The 16,263-nt window shown below is 44.2% G+C and carries 14 protein-coding genes and 1 other annotated feature; of the genes, 7 read left to right on the top strand and 7 right to left on the bottom strand.

Annotated elements, in window-relative coordinates; translation table 11 throughout:
- The first annotated feature begins 2 nt into the window (after positions 1 to 2).
- Positions 3 to 764 carry a bacitracin ABC transporter ATP-binding protein BceA gene (gene bceA / locus C1T29_RS17075; RefSeq protein ID WP_014477722.1) on the top strand — a complete coding sequence of 254 codons (762 nt, stop codon included), beginning with the start codon at positions 3 to 5 and terminating at the stop codon, positions 762 to 764.
- On the top strand, positions 754 to 2,694 hold the full coding sequence (gene bceB, locus C1T29_RS17070; protein ID WP_095432469.1) for a bacitracin ABC transporter permease BceB: 1,941 nt from the start codon (positions 754 to 756) through the stop codon (positions 2,692 to 2,694). Before bceA ends, bceB begins: the two co-directional genes overlap by 11 nt.
- 36 nt (positions 2,695 to 2,730) lie before the next feature.
- Here the strand turns inward: bceB and C1T29_RS17065 are convergent, their stop codons facing one another.
- Entirely contained in the window at positions 2,731 to 3,477 is a 747-nt protein-coding gene (locus C1T29_RS17065) for an LMBR1 domain-containing protein (protein WP_095432468.1), read from the bottom strand.
- 188 nt (positions 3,478 to 3,665) lie between these two features.
- Here C1T29_RS17065 and C1T29_RS17060 point away from each other — a divergent pair, with 188 nt between their 5' ends.
- Complete coding sequence (locus C1T29_RS17060; RefSeq protein WP_095432467.1) at positions 3,666 to 4,859, top strand: MDR family MFS transporter; 1,194 nt, start codon at positions 3,666 to 3,668, stop codon at positions 4,857 to 4,859.
- Between the two features lie 32 nt (positions 4,860 to 4,891).
- On the opposite strand, the gene C1T29_RS17055 is transcribed toward C1T29_RS17060, so the two are convergent.
- The gene (locus C1T29_RS17055; protein ID WP_208945500.1) at positions 4,892 to 5,677 is read right to left on the bottom strand and encodes a YtvA family blue-light photoreceptor; all 786 of its coding nucleotides are present in this window, start codon (positions 5,675 to 5,677) and stop codon (positions 4,892 to 4,894) included.
- A gap of 403 nt (positions 5,678 to 6,080) precedes the next feature.
- On the opposite strand from C1T29_RS17055, the gene C1T29_RS17050 reads away from it, so the two are divergent.
- The 3 genes from C1T29_RS17050 (at position 6,081) to C1T29_RS17040 (ending at position 9,684) form a co-directional block, all read left to right on the top strand.
- Entirely contained in the window at positions 6,081 to 6,416 is a 336-nt protein-coding gene (locus tag C1T29_RS17050) for a DUF4257 domain-containing protein (RefSeq protein WP_003223352.1), read from the top strand.
- A 102-nt stretch (positions 6,417 to 6,518) separates the two neighbouring features.
- Positions 6,519 to 6,733, top strand: a binding site (T-box leader).
- A gap of 109 nt (positions 6,734 to 6,842) precedes the next feature.
- A complete protein-coding gene (leuS, locus tag C1T29_RS17045; RefSeq protein WP_095432466.1) occupies positions 6,843 to 9,257 on the top strand; it encodes a leucine--tRNA ligase in 2,415 nt (804 codons plus the stop codon).
- A 115-nt stretch (positions 9,258 to 9,372) separates the two neighbouring features.
- Positions 9,373 to 9,684, top strand: a complete 312-nt coding sequence (locus tag C1T29_RS17040) for a rhodanese-like domain-containing protein (protein WP_014665058.1) — start codon at positions 9,373 to 9,375, stop codon at positions 9,682 to 9,684.
- Between the two features lie 21 nt (positions 9,685 to 9,705).
- Here C1T29_RS17040 and melA read toward each other — a convergent pair whose 3' ends face one another.
- From melA to C1T29_RS17015, 5 genes are read right to left on the bottom strand one after another with little or no spacing between them, the layout of a single operon-like run.
- Complete coding sequence (gene melA / locus C1T29_RS17035) at positions 9,706 to 11,004, bottom strand: alpha-galactosidase MelA (RefSeq protein WP_095432465.1); 1,299 nt, start codon at positions 11,002 to 11,004, stop codon at positions 9,706 to 9,708.
- 19 nt (positions 11,005 to 11,023) lie between these two features.
- Complete coding sequence (locus C1T29_RS17030; protein ID WP_069150109.1) at positions 11,024 to 11,854, bottom strand: carbohydrate ABC transporter permease; 831 nt, start codon at positions 11,852 to 11,854, stop codon at positions 11,024 to 11,026.
- On the bottom strand, positions 11,851 to 12,762 hold the full coding sequence (locus C1T29_RS17025; RefSeq protein ID WP_069150108.1) for a carbohydrate ABC transporter permease: 912 nt from the start codon (positions 12,760 to 12,762) through the stop codon (positions 11,851 to 11,853). Before C1T29_RS17025 ends, C1T29_RS17030 begins: the two co-directional genes overlap by 4 nt.
- Complete coding sequence (locus C1T29_RS17020) at positions 12,755 to 14,035, bottom strand: ABC transporter substrate-binding protein (RefSeq protein ID WP_095432464.1); 1,281 nt, start codon at positions 14,033 to 14,035, stop codon at positions 12,755 to 12,757. Before C1T29_RS17020 ends, C1T29_RS17025 begins: the two co-directional genes overlap by 8 nt.
- A gap of 33 nt (positions 14,036 to 14,068) precedes the next feature.
- Positions 14,069 to 15,103, bottom strand: coding sequence for a LacI family DNA-binding transcriptional regulator (locus C1T29_RS17015; protein ID WP_071581115.1), 1,035 nt, complete (start codon positions 15,101 to 15,103; stop codon positions 14,069 to 14,071).
- A 217-nt stretch (positions 15,104 to 15,320) separates the two neighbouring features.
- Between C1T29_RS17015 and C1T29_RS17010 the strand changes: the two genes are divergently transcribed.
- Positions 15,321 to 16,220, top strand: a complete 900-nt coding sequence (locus tag C1T29_RS17010) for a dienelactone hydrolase family protein (protein WP_095432463.1) — start codon at positions 15,321 to 15,323, stop codon at positions 16,218 to 16,220.
- Positions 16,221 to 16,263 lie beyond the last annotated feature (43 nt).

The following is a 16,263-nucleotide window of genomic DNA, read 5'->3' as shown; positions in this document are numbered from 1 at the left end:
AAATGATGATTTTAGAAGCGAATAAAATTCGAAAAAGTTATGGAAACAAGCTGAATAAACAGGAAGTGCTGAAGGGCATTGATCTTCACATTGAAAAGGGCGAATTCGTCAGTATTATGGGTGCTTCCGGGTCAGGAAAAACCACTTTGCTTAATGTACTGTCCTCAATCGATCAGGTCAGTCACGGAACCATTCATATTAATGGAAATGACATGACGGCTATGAAGGAAAAGCAGCTGGCTGAATTCAGAAAACAGCATTTAGGCTTTATCTTCCAGGATTACAATTTGTTGGATACATTGACAGTGAAAGAAAATATCCTTCTGCCATTATCAATCACGAAACTGTCAAAAAAGGAAGCCAATCGTAAGTTTGAGGAAGTTGCAAAGGAACTGGGAATATATGAATTGCGGGATAAGTACCCGAATGAAATTTCCGGCGGCCAGAAGCAGAGAACATCCGCCGGAAGAGCGTTTATTCATGACCCGAGTATTATTTTTGCTGATGAACCGACGGGTGCGCTCGATTCGAAATCGGCCTCCGATTTATTAAACAAGCTGAGTCAGCTCAACCAAAAACGCAACGCCACGATTATTATGGTCACCCATGATCCTGTCGCGGCCAGCTACTGCGGCAGAGTCATTTTCATTAAGGACGGGCAAATGTATACACAGCTGAATAAAGGGGGCCAGGACAGGCAAACGTTTTTCCAGGATATTATGAAAACGCAAGGCGTGTTAGGCGGGGTGCAGCATGAACATTAATCAGCTCATCCTGCGAAATTTGAAAAAGAATCTTCGGAATTACTATCTGTATGTGTTTGCGCTCATCTTTAGCGTGGCGCTTTATTTCGCCTTTGTCACGCTGCAGTATGATCCAGCAATTAACGAAGTGAAGGGTTCAATCAAGGGAGCCGCGGCTATTAAAACCGCTTCGATTTTGCTTGTGGCTGTAGTGGCGATCTTCATTTTATATGCCAATACGATTTTTATTAAGAGACGGAGCAAAGAAATCGGGCTGTTTCAATTAATTGGAATGACAAAGCATAAAATTTTTCGCATCTTAAGCGCAGAAAATGTCATGCTGTATTTCGGTTCATTAGCGATCGGGGTCGCGGCCGGGTTTTCGATATCGAAGCTGGTCTTGATGATTCTGTTCAAAATTGTCGATGTCAAAGCGGATGCGAAGCTGCATTTTTCTGAGCAGGCCTTGGTCCAAACGGTCATTGTGTTCTGCGGCATTTACCTTTTGATTATGATCATGAATTATACGTTTATCAAAAAACAGAGTATTTTATCTTTGTTTAAAGTAACGTCCTCCACTGAAGACAAAGTGAAGAAAATATCATTTTTCCAAATGATAATCGGCGCTTTAGGCATCGTGCTGATTTTGACAGGATACTATGTGTCTTCTGAGCTGTTTGGCGGAAAATTCAAGAGCATTAATGAACTGTTTGGTGCGATGAGCTTTATTCTGGGGAGCGTCATTATCGGGACGTTTTTGTTTTATAAAGGTTCGGTTACATTTATCTCGAACATCATTCGAAAAAGCAAGGGCGGCTACTTAAATATTTCTGAGGTCCTGTCACTGTCATCGATCATGTTCAGAATGAAATCGAACGCGTTGCTGCTGACGATTATTACAACCGTTTCAGCGCTCGCGATCGGGCTGTTATCTCTTGCTTACATCTCGTATTACTCGTCAGAAAAGACCGCTGAACAAAATGTAGCGGCTGATTTTTCATTCATGAACGAGAAAGATGCCAAGTTATTTGAAAACAGTTTGAGTGAAAGCAACATCTCGTTTGTTACAAAAGTAACCCCTGTCCTGCAAGCAAATGTTGACATTGCAAATATCATGGATGGAACTCCGAAAGAGATGCAGGGTGATCCTAGCAACATGCAGCTTGCTGTTGTTAGCGACAAAGATGTAAAAGGTGTCGATGTGGCGTCTGGAGAAGCCGTTTTCTCAGGATACACCGACTTGCTGAAAAAAATAATGGTCTTCAAGGACTCTGGTGTTATTAAAGTGAAAAGCAAGCATGAGACGGAACCATTAAAATATAAAGGATTAAGAGAAGAGTTTCTTGTGTCCTATACGTTTACAAGCGGGGGCATGCCTGCCGTCATTGTGGATGACAGCCTGTTTCAACAGCTGGACAAGGATAAAGACCCCCGCATTCAGCTGGCGCAATCTAGATTTATTGGCATCAATGTGAAACATAAAGATCAAATGGAAAAAGCAAATGAACTTTTTCAACAGGTAAACAAGAAAAACGAGCATTTATCAAGACTGGATACAAGCATTGCGCAAAAATCACTGTTTGGTATCGTGATGTTCATCGTTGGCTTCTTAGGGTTAACGTTCCTGATCACATCAGGATGTATCCTTTATTTTAAACAAATGGGAGAAAGTGAAGATGAAAAACCGAGCTATACAATTTTAAGAAAACTCGGCTTTACGCAAGGCGACCTGATAAAGGGGATACGCATTAAACAAATGTACAACTTCGGCATTCCGCTGGTTGTCGGCCTCTTCCACAGTTACTTTGCCGTCCAATCCGGCTGGTTCTTATTTGGATCAGAGGTGTGGACGCCTATGATTATGGTGATGGTATTATATACTGCGCTCTATTCCATTTTTGGTTTTCTGTCAGTTCTTTATTATAAGAAGGTCATTAAATCGTCGTTGTGAAACAGAAAAAGCTCCAGACATTCTGGAGCTTTTTGTTTATCGTTTTGGCGCCCGGTAACCGGCGGCTTCAGCTTCTTCAACTGAGCAAAACATTTCCGCCGGATCGGTTGTCCGGTCATAGTATGTACTGCCTGGCGTGTGGTAGATGCCGTTTTTGCTTCCTTTGATATGACAGCCTTCTGCTTTGTCAGCTGTCTTGGTTTCATCACTTTTATTCGTATTGCTTGAAGAACTTCCAGCGTCTTCATGAGAACTGGCAGTTTGGCTATTTGCCTCTTTTAATTGCTTTTCAAGCTTTGTTTTATCTTGTCGGAGTGTTTCATTTTCAGTTTTTATTGTTTTTGTATCTTCTTTGAGCTGCTTTTGATTTTCTTGAAGCTCTTTCAACTCAGTTTTTAATGATTTCTGAGTCTTTTTTAGTTCGCGATTTTCTTTTTCAAGCTTCTCAAGCTTGTCTTGATCTTCTGTATTGTCTTTTAATTTCTTTGCTTCAGAGCTGACAGATTTATATTCTTTTTCAAGTTCCTCATGCTCTTTTGTGAGACTTTTATATTCGGCGTTTAGCGCTGAATATTTTTTCTCAGCATTTGCTGCGGCAGCATCAGGTTCTGACAAGCCTGCCCCGGTGAAGAGCAGCACCAGGCCCCCTATCAAAAGCGGCCAAAAAAGTTTTTTAGAGAAACGTTTTTCTTTTTTTAAAACATATCTGGCGAGGTGATACAATCCGTATCCAAACGAAATGAGACATGCAAGAAAACCTAAGAATGCTAATACCATTTCCATATTATTACCCCTTTTTCTATTTATTTTACATTTTTTGAACCATATTTGTTAGATTTTTTCACGCTCATCAGTTGAAAAATGTGAGATAGACAGATAGAATGAATGTGCTATGATAACTGGATTCATACGGAGCCGTTTTAGGTTTCGTTTTTTTCATGAGCTTTTTTAGGGAAGAAAGGGGGATGAGTATGCCGCGTGCTCTTAAAATATTAGTTATTGGAATGTTTATCAATGTGACGGGTGCTTCTTTTTTATGGCCGCTGAATACGATTTATATCCATAACCATTTGGGAAAATCGTTAACAGTAGCCGGACTTGTCCTGATGCTGAATTCCGGCGCCAGTGTAGCTGGAAATTTATGCGGCGGTTTTTTGTTTGATAAAATTGGCGGCTTTAAATCGATTATGCTTGGAATTGCGATTACGTTAGCAAGCCTGATGGGCCTTGTCTTTTTTCATGATTGGCCAGCCTATATTGTGCTGCTGACGATTGTGGGCTTTGGCTCCGGTGTTGTTTTTCCGGCCAGCTACGCAATGGCAGGATCGGTATGGCCTGAAGGGGGAAGGAAGGCATTTAATGCGATATATGTCGCGCAAAACGCAGGTGTGGCCGTCGGTTCAGCGCTTGGCGGTGTCGTTGCATCTTTCTCGTTTTCATATGTATTTTTGGCGAATGCCGTATTGTATCTGGTCTTTTTCTTTATCGTATATTTCGGATTTCGAAATATTCAGACGGGAGATGCGTCCCAAACATCTGTGCTTGATTATGATGCTGTGAACAGCAAAGCAAAATTTGCCGCGCTCATCATTTTAAGCGGGGGCTATGTACTCGGGTGGCTGGCTTATTCTCAGTGGTCCACCACAATTGCTTCGTACACGCAAAGCATTGGAATCTCTCTTTCCTTATACAGCGTGCTCTGGACGGTTAACGGAATTCTCATTGTGCTTGGCCAGCCGCTTGTCGGTTTTGTGGTGAAAAAATGGGCCGAGTCGCTAAAAGCGCAAATGGTCATCGGCTTTATCATTTTTATTGTGTCTTTCAGCATGCTGTTAACAGCAAAGCAATTTCCAATGTTTCTGGCTGCGATGGTGATCCTGACGATCGGAGAAATGCTTGTTTGGCCTGCAGTGCCGACGATTGCCAATCAGCTTGCCCCTAAAGGGAAAGAAGGCTTTTATCAAGGCTTTGTCAATAGTGCGGCGACAGGCGGCAGAATGATTGGCCCTCTGTTCGGAGGAGTGCTTGTCGACCATTACGGCATTAAGGCTCTTGTTTTATCTTTATTGGTATTGCTGCTGATCAGTATTGCCACTACGCTTTTATATGACAAACGGCTAAAATCAGCTAAAGAAACAAAAAAGCATGCATCAATCTCTTCATAAATAAAAGATCCCGCCGGATGAGCGGGATCTTTTTACATAATCGGAAGCACTTTAACGGCATCCTTTACATTTGAATATGTTTTCAGCGACGAAAAATTGGCATCCAGTTTATTCATTTTCATGGCCAATTCAGGCTTAATGCCGGTAATGATTAATTCGGTTCCGGTCAATTTCAGCAGATGGCTCAGCTTGAAAATTTGGTCGGCCGTTTGTTCGTTCACTTGGGCCAATCCAGATAAATCAATGATCAAATAATCATCTTTGGATGTTGATAAGATATTCGTCAATGTGCAAACGATGGAATTAAATCGCTCCTCTGTCAGGTTTCCGACTAGCGGAAGAGCCGAAATGCCATTGCGAATCGGGACAATAGGAGTTGAAAGTGCAGTAATTTCTGTGAGGGAATCCTCGAGAAGTTTTTCATACTCTTTTTGCTCGGTGATATCTTTCTGAATTCCGACAAAATACGTTTTGTCCTCTATTTCCATTGGATCAATATTTAATTCATTCCAGAACATCGTTCCGTCTTTTTTATAGTTTTGGATCTGAACGGTGACTGGCTCTTTATTTTGTAAAGCGGATCTGATGTTGTCTACTTCAGCGGGGTTTGTGTGTTTCCCCTGTAAGAAGCGGCAGTTCTTTCCTAAAATTTCCTCGGCCTCATAGCCGGTAATTTGAACAAAGCCTTGATTGACGTAGACAATAGGATTATCTTCAAGTGCGGGATCTGTAATTACCACACCGACTCGCGCGTGATCAAGCGCTTTTTTGATGATTTCCAGCTGTTCTGGTATCCCAAATGATTGAAAACTAGCCATATAAATCCCCCTTAGGCCGTCAGCTTGCTATGCGAAAGCCTGATATTCCCCTTTTTTAAAATGAATTCTACAGTAACCCTAGCACAACACATGTTCTGATTCAAGCAAGCGCAGTTTGTTGTTTGTCATTAGGGCTTGTCCTCGTATACACTAAAAATAAGAACAGAATTTGAACATATGAACGGAAAGGTTTCGACATGCTAAATAGGTGACTAGGTCAATGTCACTGGGTGAAAAATGAATCTAATGCATCAAGCTTACCGATCATGTGTTCACATATAATGGAAGAAACAAGCTTTTTTCAGATTTGCCAGTATGTAGATATCGAAAATCATCGGAATCGTTTAAGGGGGCTGGATGGCCTGAAGTCGCTTTACGAAATAAGGGCTTTAGGAAGGTGATGATGAAGATGCTGCATCAGGTACTTATTGCTTGTGTAATTGGAGGAATCATGGGGATTCTCGGTCACGTTAAAAAGAGAGGCAGGCTGGAGAAGCCCAGAATGACGAAGCGGTTTATCTACCTTGGATTTTTGGAAGATTGGTTTATCGGAATGACAGCTTCCATTTTACTTGTACTATCCGCTGACCCCGATTCAGGAATTCAACTTGTCATCTTATCCATTATCTCAGGCTACGGCGGTGAAGCTGTTCTCAGAAGTTTTGACTTTGTGAGAGAAATGAACAGCGGCGGCGAACCGGCCGAGTCCAAACGTCAAACCAAAACTCCACCCGAATAATTGTCCTCAATCTTCGCCCGTTCAGGGTACATTCCCATTGTATACAAACCTGCTTGCACTTATGAACAGAATTCTATAAAATACAGTTAGATTACGGTTGCGATAAGAACAATGAAGAGGAGCAGTAAGAAACAGATATTGTTGCAGAGAGTTGACGGCTGGTGAAAGTCAATCAAGTTTGTTTCCGAACTCACCTCAGAGTTGCAGCGGTGAAAAGCCGCTGACGCATAACTGCGTTAAAAGTATCAAGTGAGTGCGGTGTATGCCGCGCTAACGAGGGTGGTACCGCGGGAAAACGAAAGTCTCTCGTCCCTTTTAGGGATGAGGGAGTTTTTTTTAGTTTGGGAATATTCTGAATATAGTCCTCTCCTTCCCGTCAATACTTGAACCATACACGCCGTATTCAATCAGAAGGAGGTTTTTACTTTGAGTTTTCAGCACAAAGAGATAGAAAAGAAATGGCAAACATATTGGCTTGAAAACAAAACATTTGCCACTCTTGATAATAATGAAAAACAAAAATTTTATGCGCTGGACATGTTCCCTTATCCGTCTGGAGCTGGGTTGCACGTCGGCCATCCTGAAGGATACACAGCAACGGATATTCTGTCCCGCATGAAGCGTATGCAGGGATACGATGTCCTTCATCCAATGGGCTGGGACGCATTCGGCCTGCCGGCTGAACAATACGCGCTTGACACAGGGAACGACCCCGCTGTGTTTACGAAGCAGAATATTGATAATTTCCGCCGCCAAATTCAAGCGCTTGGCTTCTCATATGATTGGGATCGTGAAATCAATACGACTGACCCTGAATATTACAAATGGACGCAATGGATTTTCTTAAAGCTTTATGAAAAAGGCCTTGCTTACGTTGACGAAGTGCCTGTAAACTGGTGCCCTGCACTCGGTACGGTTCTTGCTAACGAAGAAGTCATTGACGGCAAGAGCGAACGCGGCGGCCATCCGGTAGAGAGACGCCCAATGAAGCAGTGGATGCTGAAAATCACAGCCTATGCGGACAGGCTCCTTGAAGACTTGGAAGAGCTTGATTGGCCGGAAAGCATTAAAGATATGCAGCGCAACTGGATCGGCCGTTCGGAAGGCGCTCACGTTCATTTTGCTATAGATGGGCATGATGAATCCTTTACGGTGTTTACAACAAGACCAGATACGCTGTTTGGCGCTACATACACTGTCCTTGCTCCGGAACACGCATTGGTGGAAAACATCACAACGGCTGAGCAAAAAGAAGCTGTTGAAGCTTATATCAAAGAAATTCAATCAAAGAGTGACCTTGAGCGTACGGATCTTGCAAAAACAAAGACAGGCGTATTCACAGGAGCGTATGCGATCAATCCTGTAAACGGAGAAAAACTGCCGATTTGGATTGCTGATTATGTGCTTGCATCATACGGAACAGGTGCTGTCATGGCTGTTCCTGGCCACGATGAGCGTGATTTTGAATTCGCCAAAACATTCGGCCTTCCGGTGAAGGAAGTCGTAAAAGGCGGGAACGTTGAGGAAGCAGCCTACACAGGCGACGGCGAGCATGTGAACTCTGATTTCCTGAACGGCCTTAACAAACAGGAAGCGATTGAGAAAGTGATCGCTTGGCTGGAAGAAACGAAAAACGGCGAGAAGAAAGTGACGTACCGCCTTCGTGACTGGCTCTTCAGCCGCCAGCGTTATTGGGGCGAGCCGATTCCGGTCATTCACTGGGAAGACGGAACGTCAACAGCTGTCCCGGAAGAGGAGCTGCCGCTGATTTTGCCGAAAACGGATGAAATCAAACCGAGCGGAACGGGCGAATCACCGCTTGCGATCATTAAAGAGTGGGTGGAAGTCACAGACCCTGAGACAGGGAAAAAAGGAAGAAGAGAAACGAATACAATGCCGCAATGGGCGGGAAGCTGCTGGTATTTCTTGCGCTATATTGATCCGCACAATCCGGATCAGCTGGCATCACCAGAAAAATTGGAAAAATGGCTTCCGGTCGATATGTATATCGGTGGTGCAGAACATGCCGTGCTTCACCTTCTGTATGCCCGCTTCTGGCATAAGTTCCTTTATGATATCGGCGTAGTGCCGACGAAAGAACCGTTCCAAAAGCTGTACAACCAAGGAATGATTCTCGGCGAAAACAACGAAAAAATGAGTAAATCTAAAGGGAACGTTGTCAATCCTGACGAAATCGTGGCCTCTCACGGTGCTGATACACTGAGATTGTACGAAATGTTCATGGGACCTCTTGATGCTTCAATCGCCTGGTCTGAATCAGGATTAGACGGCGCGCGCCGTTTCCTTGACCGTGTATGGCGCCTATTCGTTGAAGACAGCGGTGAGCTTAATGGCAAAATCGTTGAAGGCGTTGGTGAAACATTGGAGCGCGTGTATCATGAAACAGTCATGAAAGTCACAGACCATTATGAAGGCCTTCGTTTCAACACGGGTATTTCCCAGCTGATGGTCTTTATTAATGAAGCGTATAAAGCAACAGAACTGCCGAAAGAATATATGGAAGGCTTCGTGAAGCTTCTTTCTCCTGTCGCGCCACACTTAGCGGAAGAGCTTTGGGAGAAGCTTGGCCATTCCGGCACAATTGCCTACGAAGCTTGGCCTGAATATGATGAAACAAAACTTGTGGATGATGAAGTTGAAATCGTTGTTCAGCTGAACGGAAAAGTAAAAGCGAAATTACAGGTTCCTGCCGATGCAACGAGAGAACAACTGGAACAGCTTGCTCAAGCTGATGAAAAGGTCAAAGAGCAGCTTGAAGGCAAAACGATTCGGAAAATCATCGCGGTGCCTGGCAAGCTTGTCAATATTGTGGCAAACTAAGCCTAGAAAAAATCCCCTTTGCCAAAAGGGGATTTTTTTCATCAGTCTCAGAATAGCAATCGTTCAGCTGACTTTGATATACTGAACATGATCACTGTGAATAGGAGTGTTTTCTTTGGAAATAAAAGAAATCAGCACAGCCGCTTTGAAAGAAAAAATTGAGGCGGACGAAGAATTATATTTAATTGATGTCAGAGAAGATGAAGAGGTAGCGGAAGGCATGATCCCGCAAGCCGTTCATATTCGCATGGGGGATATTCCTGAAAAAATGGACACCCTTGATAAAGACAAAGAATACGTATTTATCTGCCGCTCAGGAATGCGCAGCATGAACGTCTGCAAGTACCTGGATGAGCAAGGCTTTAAAACAGTCAATGTTGAAGGCGGCATGATGGCCTGGGAAGGCGAAACAAAACCAAAAAACTAGGGGAGAGCGGTCCCCTAGTTTTTATTTGTATTCCGGAAGCCAATCGCCGTGTGCTGCAAATAAATCGTCACACATGGAAATGATGTCCTTCATGGAAAGCTCCGCACTTGTATGCGGATCAAGCATTGCAGCTTGGTAAACCGCTTCTTTTTTCCGTGTGACAGCCGCTTCGATTGTCATCAGCTGTGTATTAATATTCGTCCGGTTTAAGGCTGCAAGCTGCTCAGGCAGTTCTCCGGCGAAGCACGGTGTAATTTTTTTTCTGTCGGCGACGCATGTCACTTCCACAACCGCTTTTGAAGGAAGGTTGGTGATCAGTCCTGTGTTTAAGACGTTTCCTCCGAAGGTGAATGGCTCGTTTGTTTCCATTGCTTCTATAATTCTAGAACCATATTCCTTTGAGCGTTCGTGCGTAAGGTTTTTATTGTTGACAATGTCATCCCGCATTTTCTCCCAACTTTCAATCTGCTTGACGCACCTTCTCGGATATTCGTCGAGCGGGATTTGCAGCTCGCTGATCAGTTCAGGGTAATTCCGTTTAATAAAGTACGGGTGATACTCTGCGTTGTGTTCGGATGATTCTGTGACATAATAGCCGAACTTATCCATTAATTCAAACCGCACCATATCATGATGCTTTGTTTTTTGTTTTTCTTTCGCTCTCCTTTTGATTTCTGGATACAAATCCGCGCCGTCTTTTTTGACTTCCAAAAGCCAAGCCATATGATTGATGCCCGCAATGCGTTCCTCAATTCCGTCATGCTCCATCCCGAGAGCTTTACATAAATCCTTCGTGCACACTTGGACACTGTGGCAGAGCCCGATTGTTTTGATATTGGTATAGCGGAGCATGGCGCCTGTAAGAGAAGCCATAGGATTTGTATAGTTTAAAAACCACGCATCCGGGCACATTTCCTCCATATCTCTTGCGATGTCAAATAAAACCGGGATTGTTCTGAGAGATCTGAATATCCCGCCGATGCCGACTGTATCGGCGATCGTCTGGCGCAGCCCATACCGTTTAGGAATCTCGAAATCGATGACTGTGCTTGGTTTGTAACCTCCAACCTGAATCGCATTGATGACATAGCCTGCGTTTTGCAAGGCAAGTTTTCTGTCATCATAGCTGTTGATCGCCACACTCGGGTTATAGCGGTCTCTTAGATTTTCGAGCATGAGCTGGGATTCCTGCAGGCGTTTGGGATCAATGTCGTAAAGCGCGAACTCAAACCCATTCAGTGCCTCTGTTAACAGGCAGTCACCCAACACATTTTTGGCGAAAATCGTGCTTCCTGCGCCGATAAATGTAATCTTTTTCATAATGCTTCCTCCTTTAGTGTTAACCCTTTACTGCTCCGGAAGACAGGCCGGCAATAAAGTATTTTTGCAGCGCCAAAAACAGAACAACCATTGGCAGCATTGCCATAAGCGCCGCTGCGGCAACTAAATGCAGGTTGTTGGCGTTTTCTCCGAAAAAACCTGCCATGGCTACTGTTAATGTCTGAACCTTTTGATCTTGTAAAAAGAAAATGGCAAATTGATAGTCGTTCCATATAAAAACACAAGAAATAATACAGATGGTTGCAGTGATCGGCTTCAGCAGAGGAAACACAATCGTAAAAAAGATTTTCAGCATCCCTGCGCCGTCAATTCTTGCGGCTTCTTCAAGCTCTTTTGGAATGGTCGATCGGATAAAGCCCGAATACAAGAATACGGTTAACGGCATGTAAGCCGCTGTATTGATCAAAATGGCGATGGCGTGTGTATTGACCATTCCGGCGTCCACGACCATTCGGTACAAAGGGACCATGGATGTTAACGGAGGGATGATCATAATGGAAATCAGCAAGGCAAAAACGGCTTTATTCAGTTTTGTTTCCCTCCGGGCAAGCGGGTAGGCGGCAAGTGAGCCGAATATAATTAATAACAAGGCAGAAAAACCTGTGATGATCATGGTGTTCATAAAAGAGTTTCCTAGCGAAGCACGCTCCCACGCCTCTGAAAAATTGTGAAAGGAGATGTCGGCTGGAAATATCCATTTCGAACTGTAGTCTCCTTTTGCTTTCAATGAAGTAGTCAGCAGAATATAAAAGGGAATAAAATGCGCACAGGCTACAATGGCGGCAAGAAGCGTAATGATCCGCGTGTTTTTTGAACGGGCGGCTCTCATGACATTTCCGCCTCCTTTCTTTTAAAGTACGCAAGCGCGCAAAAGCTGATGATCAAAATGACAAATGCCATAAATATGCCTTGTGTTGCAGCATAGCCGGCATCCTGTCGCTTGAAATACAAATCATACATAAACGTGGACATGGATTGTGATGCATTTCCGGGACCGCCCGCGGTGAGCGCAATGATGACGTCAAACAGCTTTAAGCCTCCGATAATGTTAATGACCATATTAATGGTAATGGAGGGCATTAACAGCGGCAGCGTGATGGTGAAAAACTGCTGGCCTTTTTTCGCGCCATCCATTTGTGCTGCTTCATAGTAATCTTTCGGAATGCTTTGCAGCCCGGCTAAGTAGACAACCATAGCGATCCCGACATATTGATAGGTGTTAATCATGACAATAATCCATGGATTGAGCGATGGGCTGGCGAGCGCATTAATAGGGCTGATGCCGAAGACACCGAGCAAATCGTTGAGCGCGCCTCCGTCATAGGAGAAGAAAAAGTACCAAATGTAGCCCATAATGAGCGGACTGATCATCACCGGCAAATAGACAATTGTTCTTGTTAGCGCTTTCGTTTTAATGCTTTGATTCAAGAGGAGAGCGTACAGAAGCCCGACCACATTTTGAAAAAAAGTGCTGCCAAGCCCATAAAGCAGGGTGTTTTTTAAGATGTGCCACGTGTCAGGGTCAGAAAACAGCCTTTCATATTGCGCGAATCCTACCCATTGGTAGACTTGTGAAAAGCCGTTCCAGTTTGTAAAGGTAATCAATGTGCCTTTCACAAACGGGTAAATCATAAAGACCAGAACGGAAAGCAAAGCAGGAATGTACATCCACCAAAGTGAGGACTGCTTTTTTGGCTTAACCTGTTTCACATGAACGTCCCTTGCGATCTCACTCATTGTTTTCAGCCCCCTGTGTTTCCGATTGCTCCCGAAGTCGTTTATATTCTCTTCCCAGCTTCTTCGAAATATCTTGAGGCGCCAAAATGTCAGCCGTAAGCTCCTGTCCGACCGTGCCCAGGACATCCCACATTCCGTTTGGCAAGTATAAACGGTCGAAGTAAGGCTCAACTTTGACATTTTGATAATGCTCATAATCATTTGCGTAGAAAATATCAGCCTTCACATTGGTCAGCCCTGAAGGAAGCGATGTGGCCTCAGCCATTTGTTTGGCATTGGCCGGGCGGGCCATAAATGCGATAAATTCTTTTGCCTCTTCTAAGTGAGGCGAATCTTTCCATGCTGCAAGCGTGTAGCGTTCACCGCCAATCCATATTGGGTCATCACCGGGATGTATGGCAGGTGTCGGGATAATGCCGACCTTGACGTTCGGATTGATCTGGGCAACGTCTTGGCCGAGTGTGCCGCCTTGCATTGTAAAGGCGATTTTGTTTTGGGCCATTAATTCAATAAGCTGTGATTTTTTTGCCGTGACGGCGTCGATATTCATCAATTTTTCCTTCTGCATTTGTTTGAGGGTTTCTGATAAATAAGTGAATTTACTCCATTGAAAAGTGCCGTTGATGAGCTGTTTTTTTTCATTATGGGCAGGGTCTGTGATGAGAAGAGGTGTAGCGAATTGGTCGTAATATTGAGCGAATGAGCTTTTGTCATAGCCGGCAAACCAGAAGGGCACAATCTTTCCCTTACTCTTTTCTTTAATCGTTCTCAGCGCTTTGATAAAGTCATCCATGGTTTCCGGCGGGGCAATGCCATAACGGTCTAAAATATTACGGTTATACGCCAGGCCGTCTTTTGCCTGATTGATCGGATAGGCATACACCTTTCCGCTTTTATTTTTGAGGATGCTGTTTAAATTGGGATCGAGATCTTGAGTCCATTCCATCTTCCGGAGATCCGCTGTATATTCTCCGTACCTGATTTTCCCCCAGCCATGTGTATCGAATAAATCAGGCAAATCATTGGCCGCCATTCTGACACGCATCATATTTTCATAGTCATTGCCTGGGAAATGAAGGCTGACATGAATGTCACTGTGTTCCTTTTCGAATGCTGCCGCCAGTTTTCTGAACGTATCTCTTTCACTGTCGGTTGACATTGTGGAATAAATGGTTAACGTCTTTTTTGCGGTATCTTCTGAGCTTTTCTCTGCTGAGCATCCGGGCAGAATAAGCAGAATAAGAGAGAGAAATAAAACAAAAGTGTGTTTCATCTTTTCCTCCTTATCATCGTGATGAATATTTGCTTATGTCACCTCCTTAGCTGTACATCCGCAGCTTTGTCTTACGATTAATGTTGTGGGCAGGGTGACATGGTGGGGAAGGGTTCGTCCCTTAAGACGGTCAAGCAGCAGTTTTACGCCTGTCCGGCCCATTTCTTCTGTGTATACCTTCACCGTCGTTAAAGGCGTGCTGGCAAATTCAGCTTCCTCAATCCCGTTAAAGCTTACGATTGCAGTATCCCGCGGCACTTGCAGCCCGGCTTCTTGGAGCGCTTTTAATGCACCGATCGCCATGGAATCGCTGGCAATAAAGAATGCTTCAGGCAGATGGCCTTGAGCGATTGCTTTTTTCATCAGGCGATAGCCCTCACGCATGCTGTATTCTCCAATCAGCACATGCTCAGGCTGGGGGGCGGCTGACTCCAAAAAAGCGGTGAGGCGTTTATCTTCAATGGTTCTGCGAATGCTTTGGCCGTCCTTCAGCGTATGCTCTTTTTCCTGTCCGCCAATGTAGCCTAACCGTTTGTAGCCTAAGTCGAAAAGGTGATCAATCGCCTGGCGTGAAGCCGATTCAAAATCGATGCTAATCGAATCGTATGCTTGCGGATCAGGAGAATGATTGATGAATACGGCATGCTCCAGCTTTCCGCTAATATGCTTAACCGCTTCATCATGAACACGGCCGATGACAATGACACCATTCAATTCCCGAAAGATATGTTCCTGAAAGGAGCCGAGATGAATTGAGTTTGTAATAAAAATTTCCTGTTCAAAGCATTCCTTTTCAATGCCTTTGCGAATGGAAGAAAAATAAGGGTCCTGCCTTTCCTGATCAGGGGACAGACAGCTCAGCACGCCGATCAGCGGCTGGGCCCGCGGTTTTTGCCCACGGGCTTTTCGGCGTTTGGCAACGGTTTGATAACCAAGCTCTTCAGCGATATTGATGACTCTTTGTCTCGTTTCGCCCGCAACAGAAAGCGACTCATCTTCATTTAAAATTCTGGAAACAGTTGCACTGGAAACATTAGCTTTCAAAGCGATATCTTTAATACGAACCATGGGAATCCCTCTCATCTATTTAGTAAAATATTAACTCACCTGTTTTTGATAAATTGATACTATCATATGAAAGTAAGCGGTTACAATAATTAATTTCAGAATATTTCGCTATATTTACTAAATATTTAGTAAAATATGTGAATTGTTTTGGAAAAATAAAGGGGAACCCAGATCTGTCTCGTAAATGTGAAGTAAGCGAATAAGGAAGGGTGATGGGATGAGAGCTGAAAGAAGAGAGCAACTGTTTCGATTGCTTGGTGATTTGCCTGACCGGAGGCCAATAAGTGTTGAGACATTACGTATTGAAGAAAGAGGAGAAAATATCGTTGAAACGCTCCTGCTCGATTTAAATGGACTTGAAAAGGTGCCCGCTTATTTTGTGAAGCCGAGGATAACAGAAGGAGCTTGCCCAGCCGTATTGTTTCAGCATTCACATGGGGGACGGTATGACAGGGGGAAAAGTGAACTGATTGAGGGAGCGGATTATTTGAAAACGCCTTCTTTTTCTGATGAGCTTACTTCTCTCGGATACGGCGTGCTTGCGATTGATCATTGGGGATTTGGAGATCGGCGGGGAAAAGCGGAAAGCGAGATTTTTAAAGAAATGCTCCTGACCGGAAAAGTGATGTGGGGGATGATGATTTATGACAGTTTAAGAGCGTTAGATTATATGCAGTCACGCTCTGATATTCAGCCTGACAGGATCGGTACCATCGGCATGTCTATGGGAGGGTTGATGGCGTGGTGGACAGCTGCGCTCGATGACCGGATTAAGGTGTGTGTTGATTTGTGCAGCCAGGTAGATCATCACGTGCTGATCAAAACACAGAATCTTGACAGGCACGGCTTTTATTATTACGTTCCATCGCTTGCAAAGCATTTTTCCGCATCGGAGATCCAAAGCCTGATCGCGCCGCGCCCGCACCTTAGTCTTGTTGGAATACACGATCGGTTAACGCCGGCCGAGGGCGTGGACAAAATCGAAAAAGAACTGGCAGATGTATATGCTGGACAGGGAGCTTCTGATTGCTACCGGGTGGTCCGTTCTGCTTCAGGACATTTCGAAACAGCAGTCATGAGGCATAAAGCAGTCCGTTTTTTGCAAACATGGCTGTGACGGTTACAGGAAACAGGCGGAAAGGCGCAGAATTGAAGCGAGG

The organism is Bacillus sp. MBGLi79 (genome assembly GCF_002953915.1).
The sequence above is the reverse complement of the archived record's forward strand: the minus strand, read 5'-3'. Positions and strand labels throughout refer to the sequence as shown.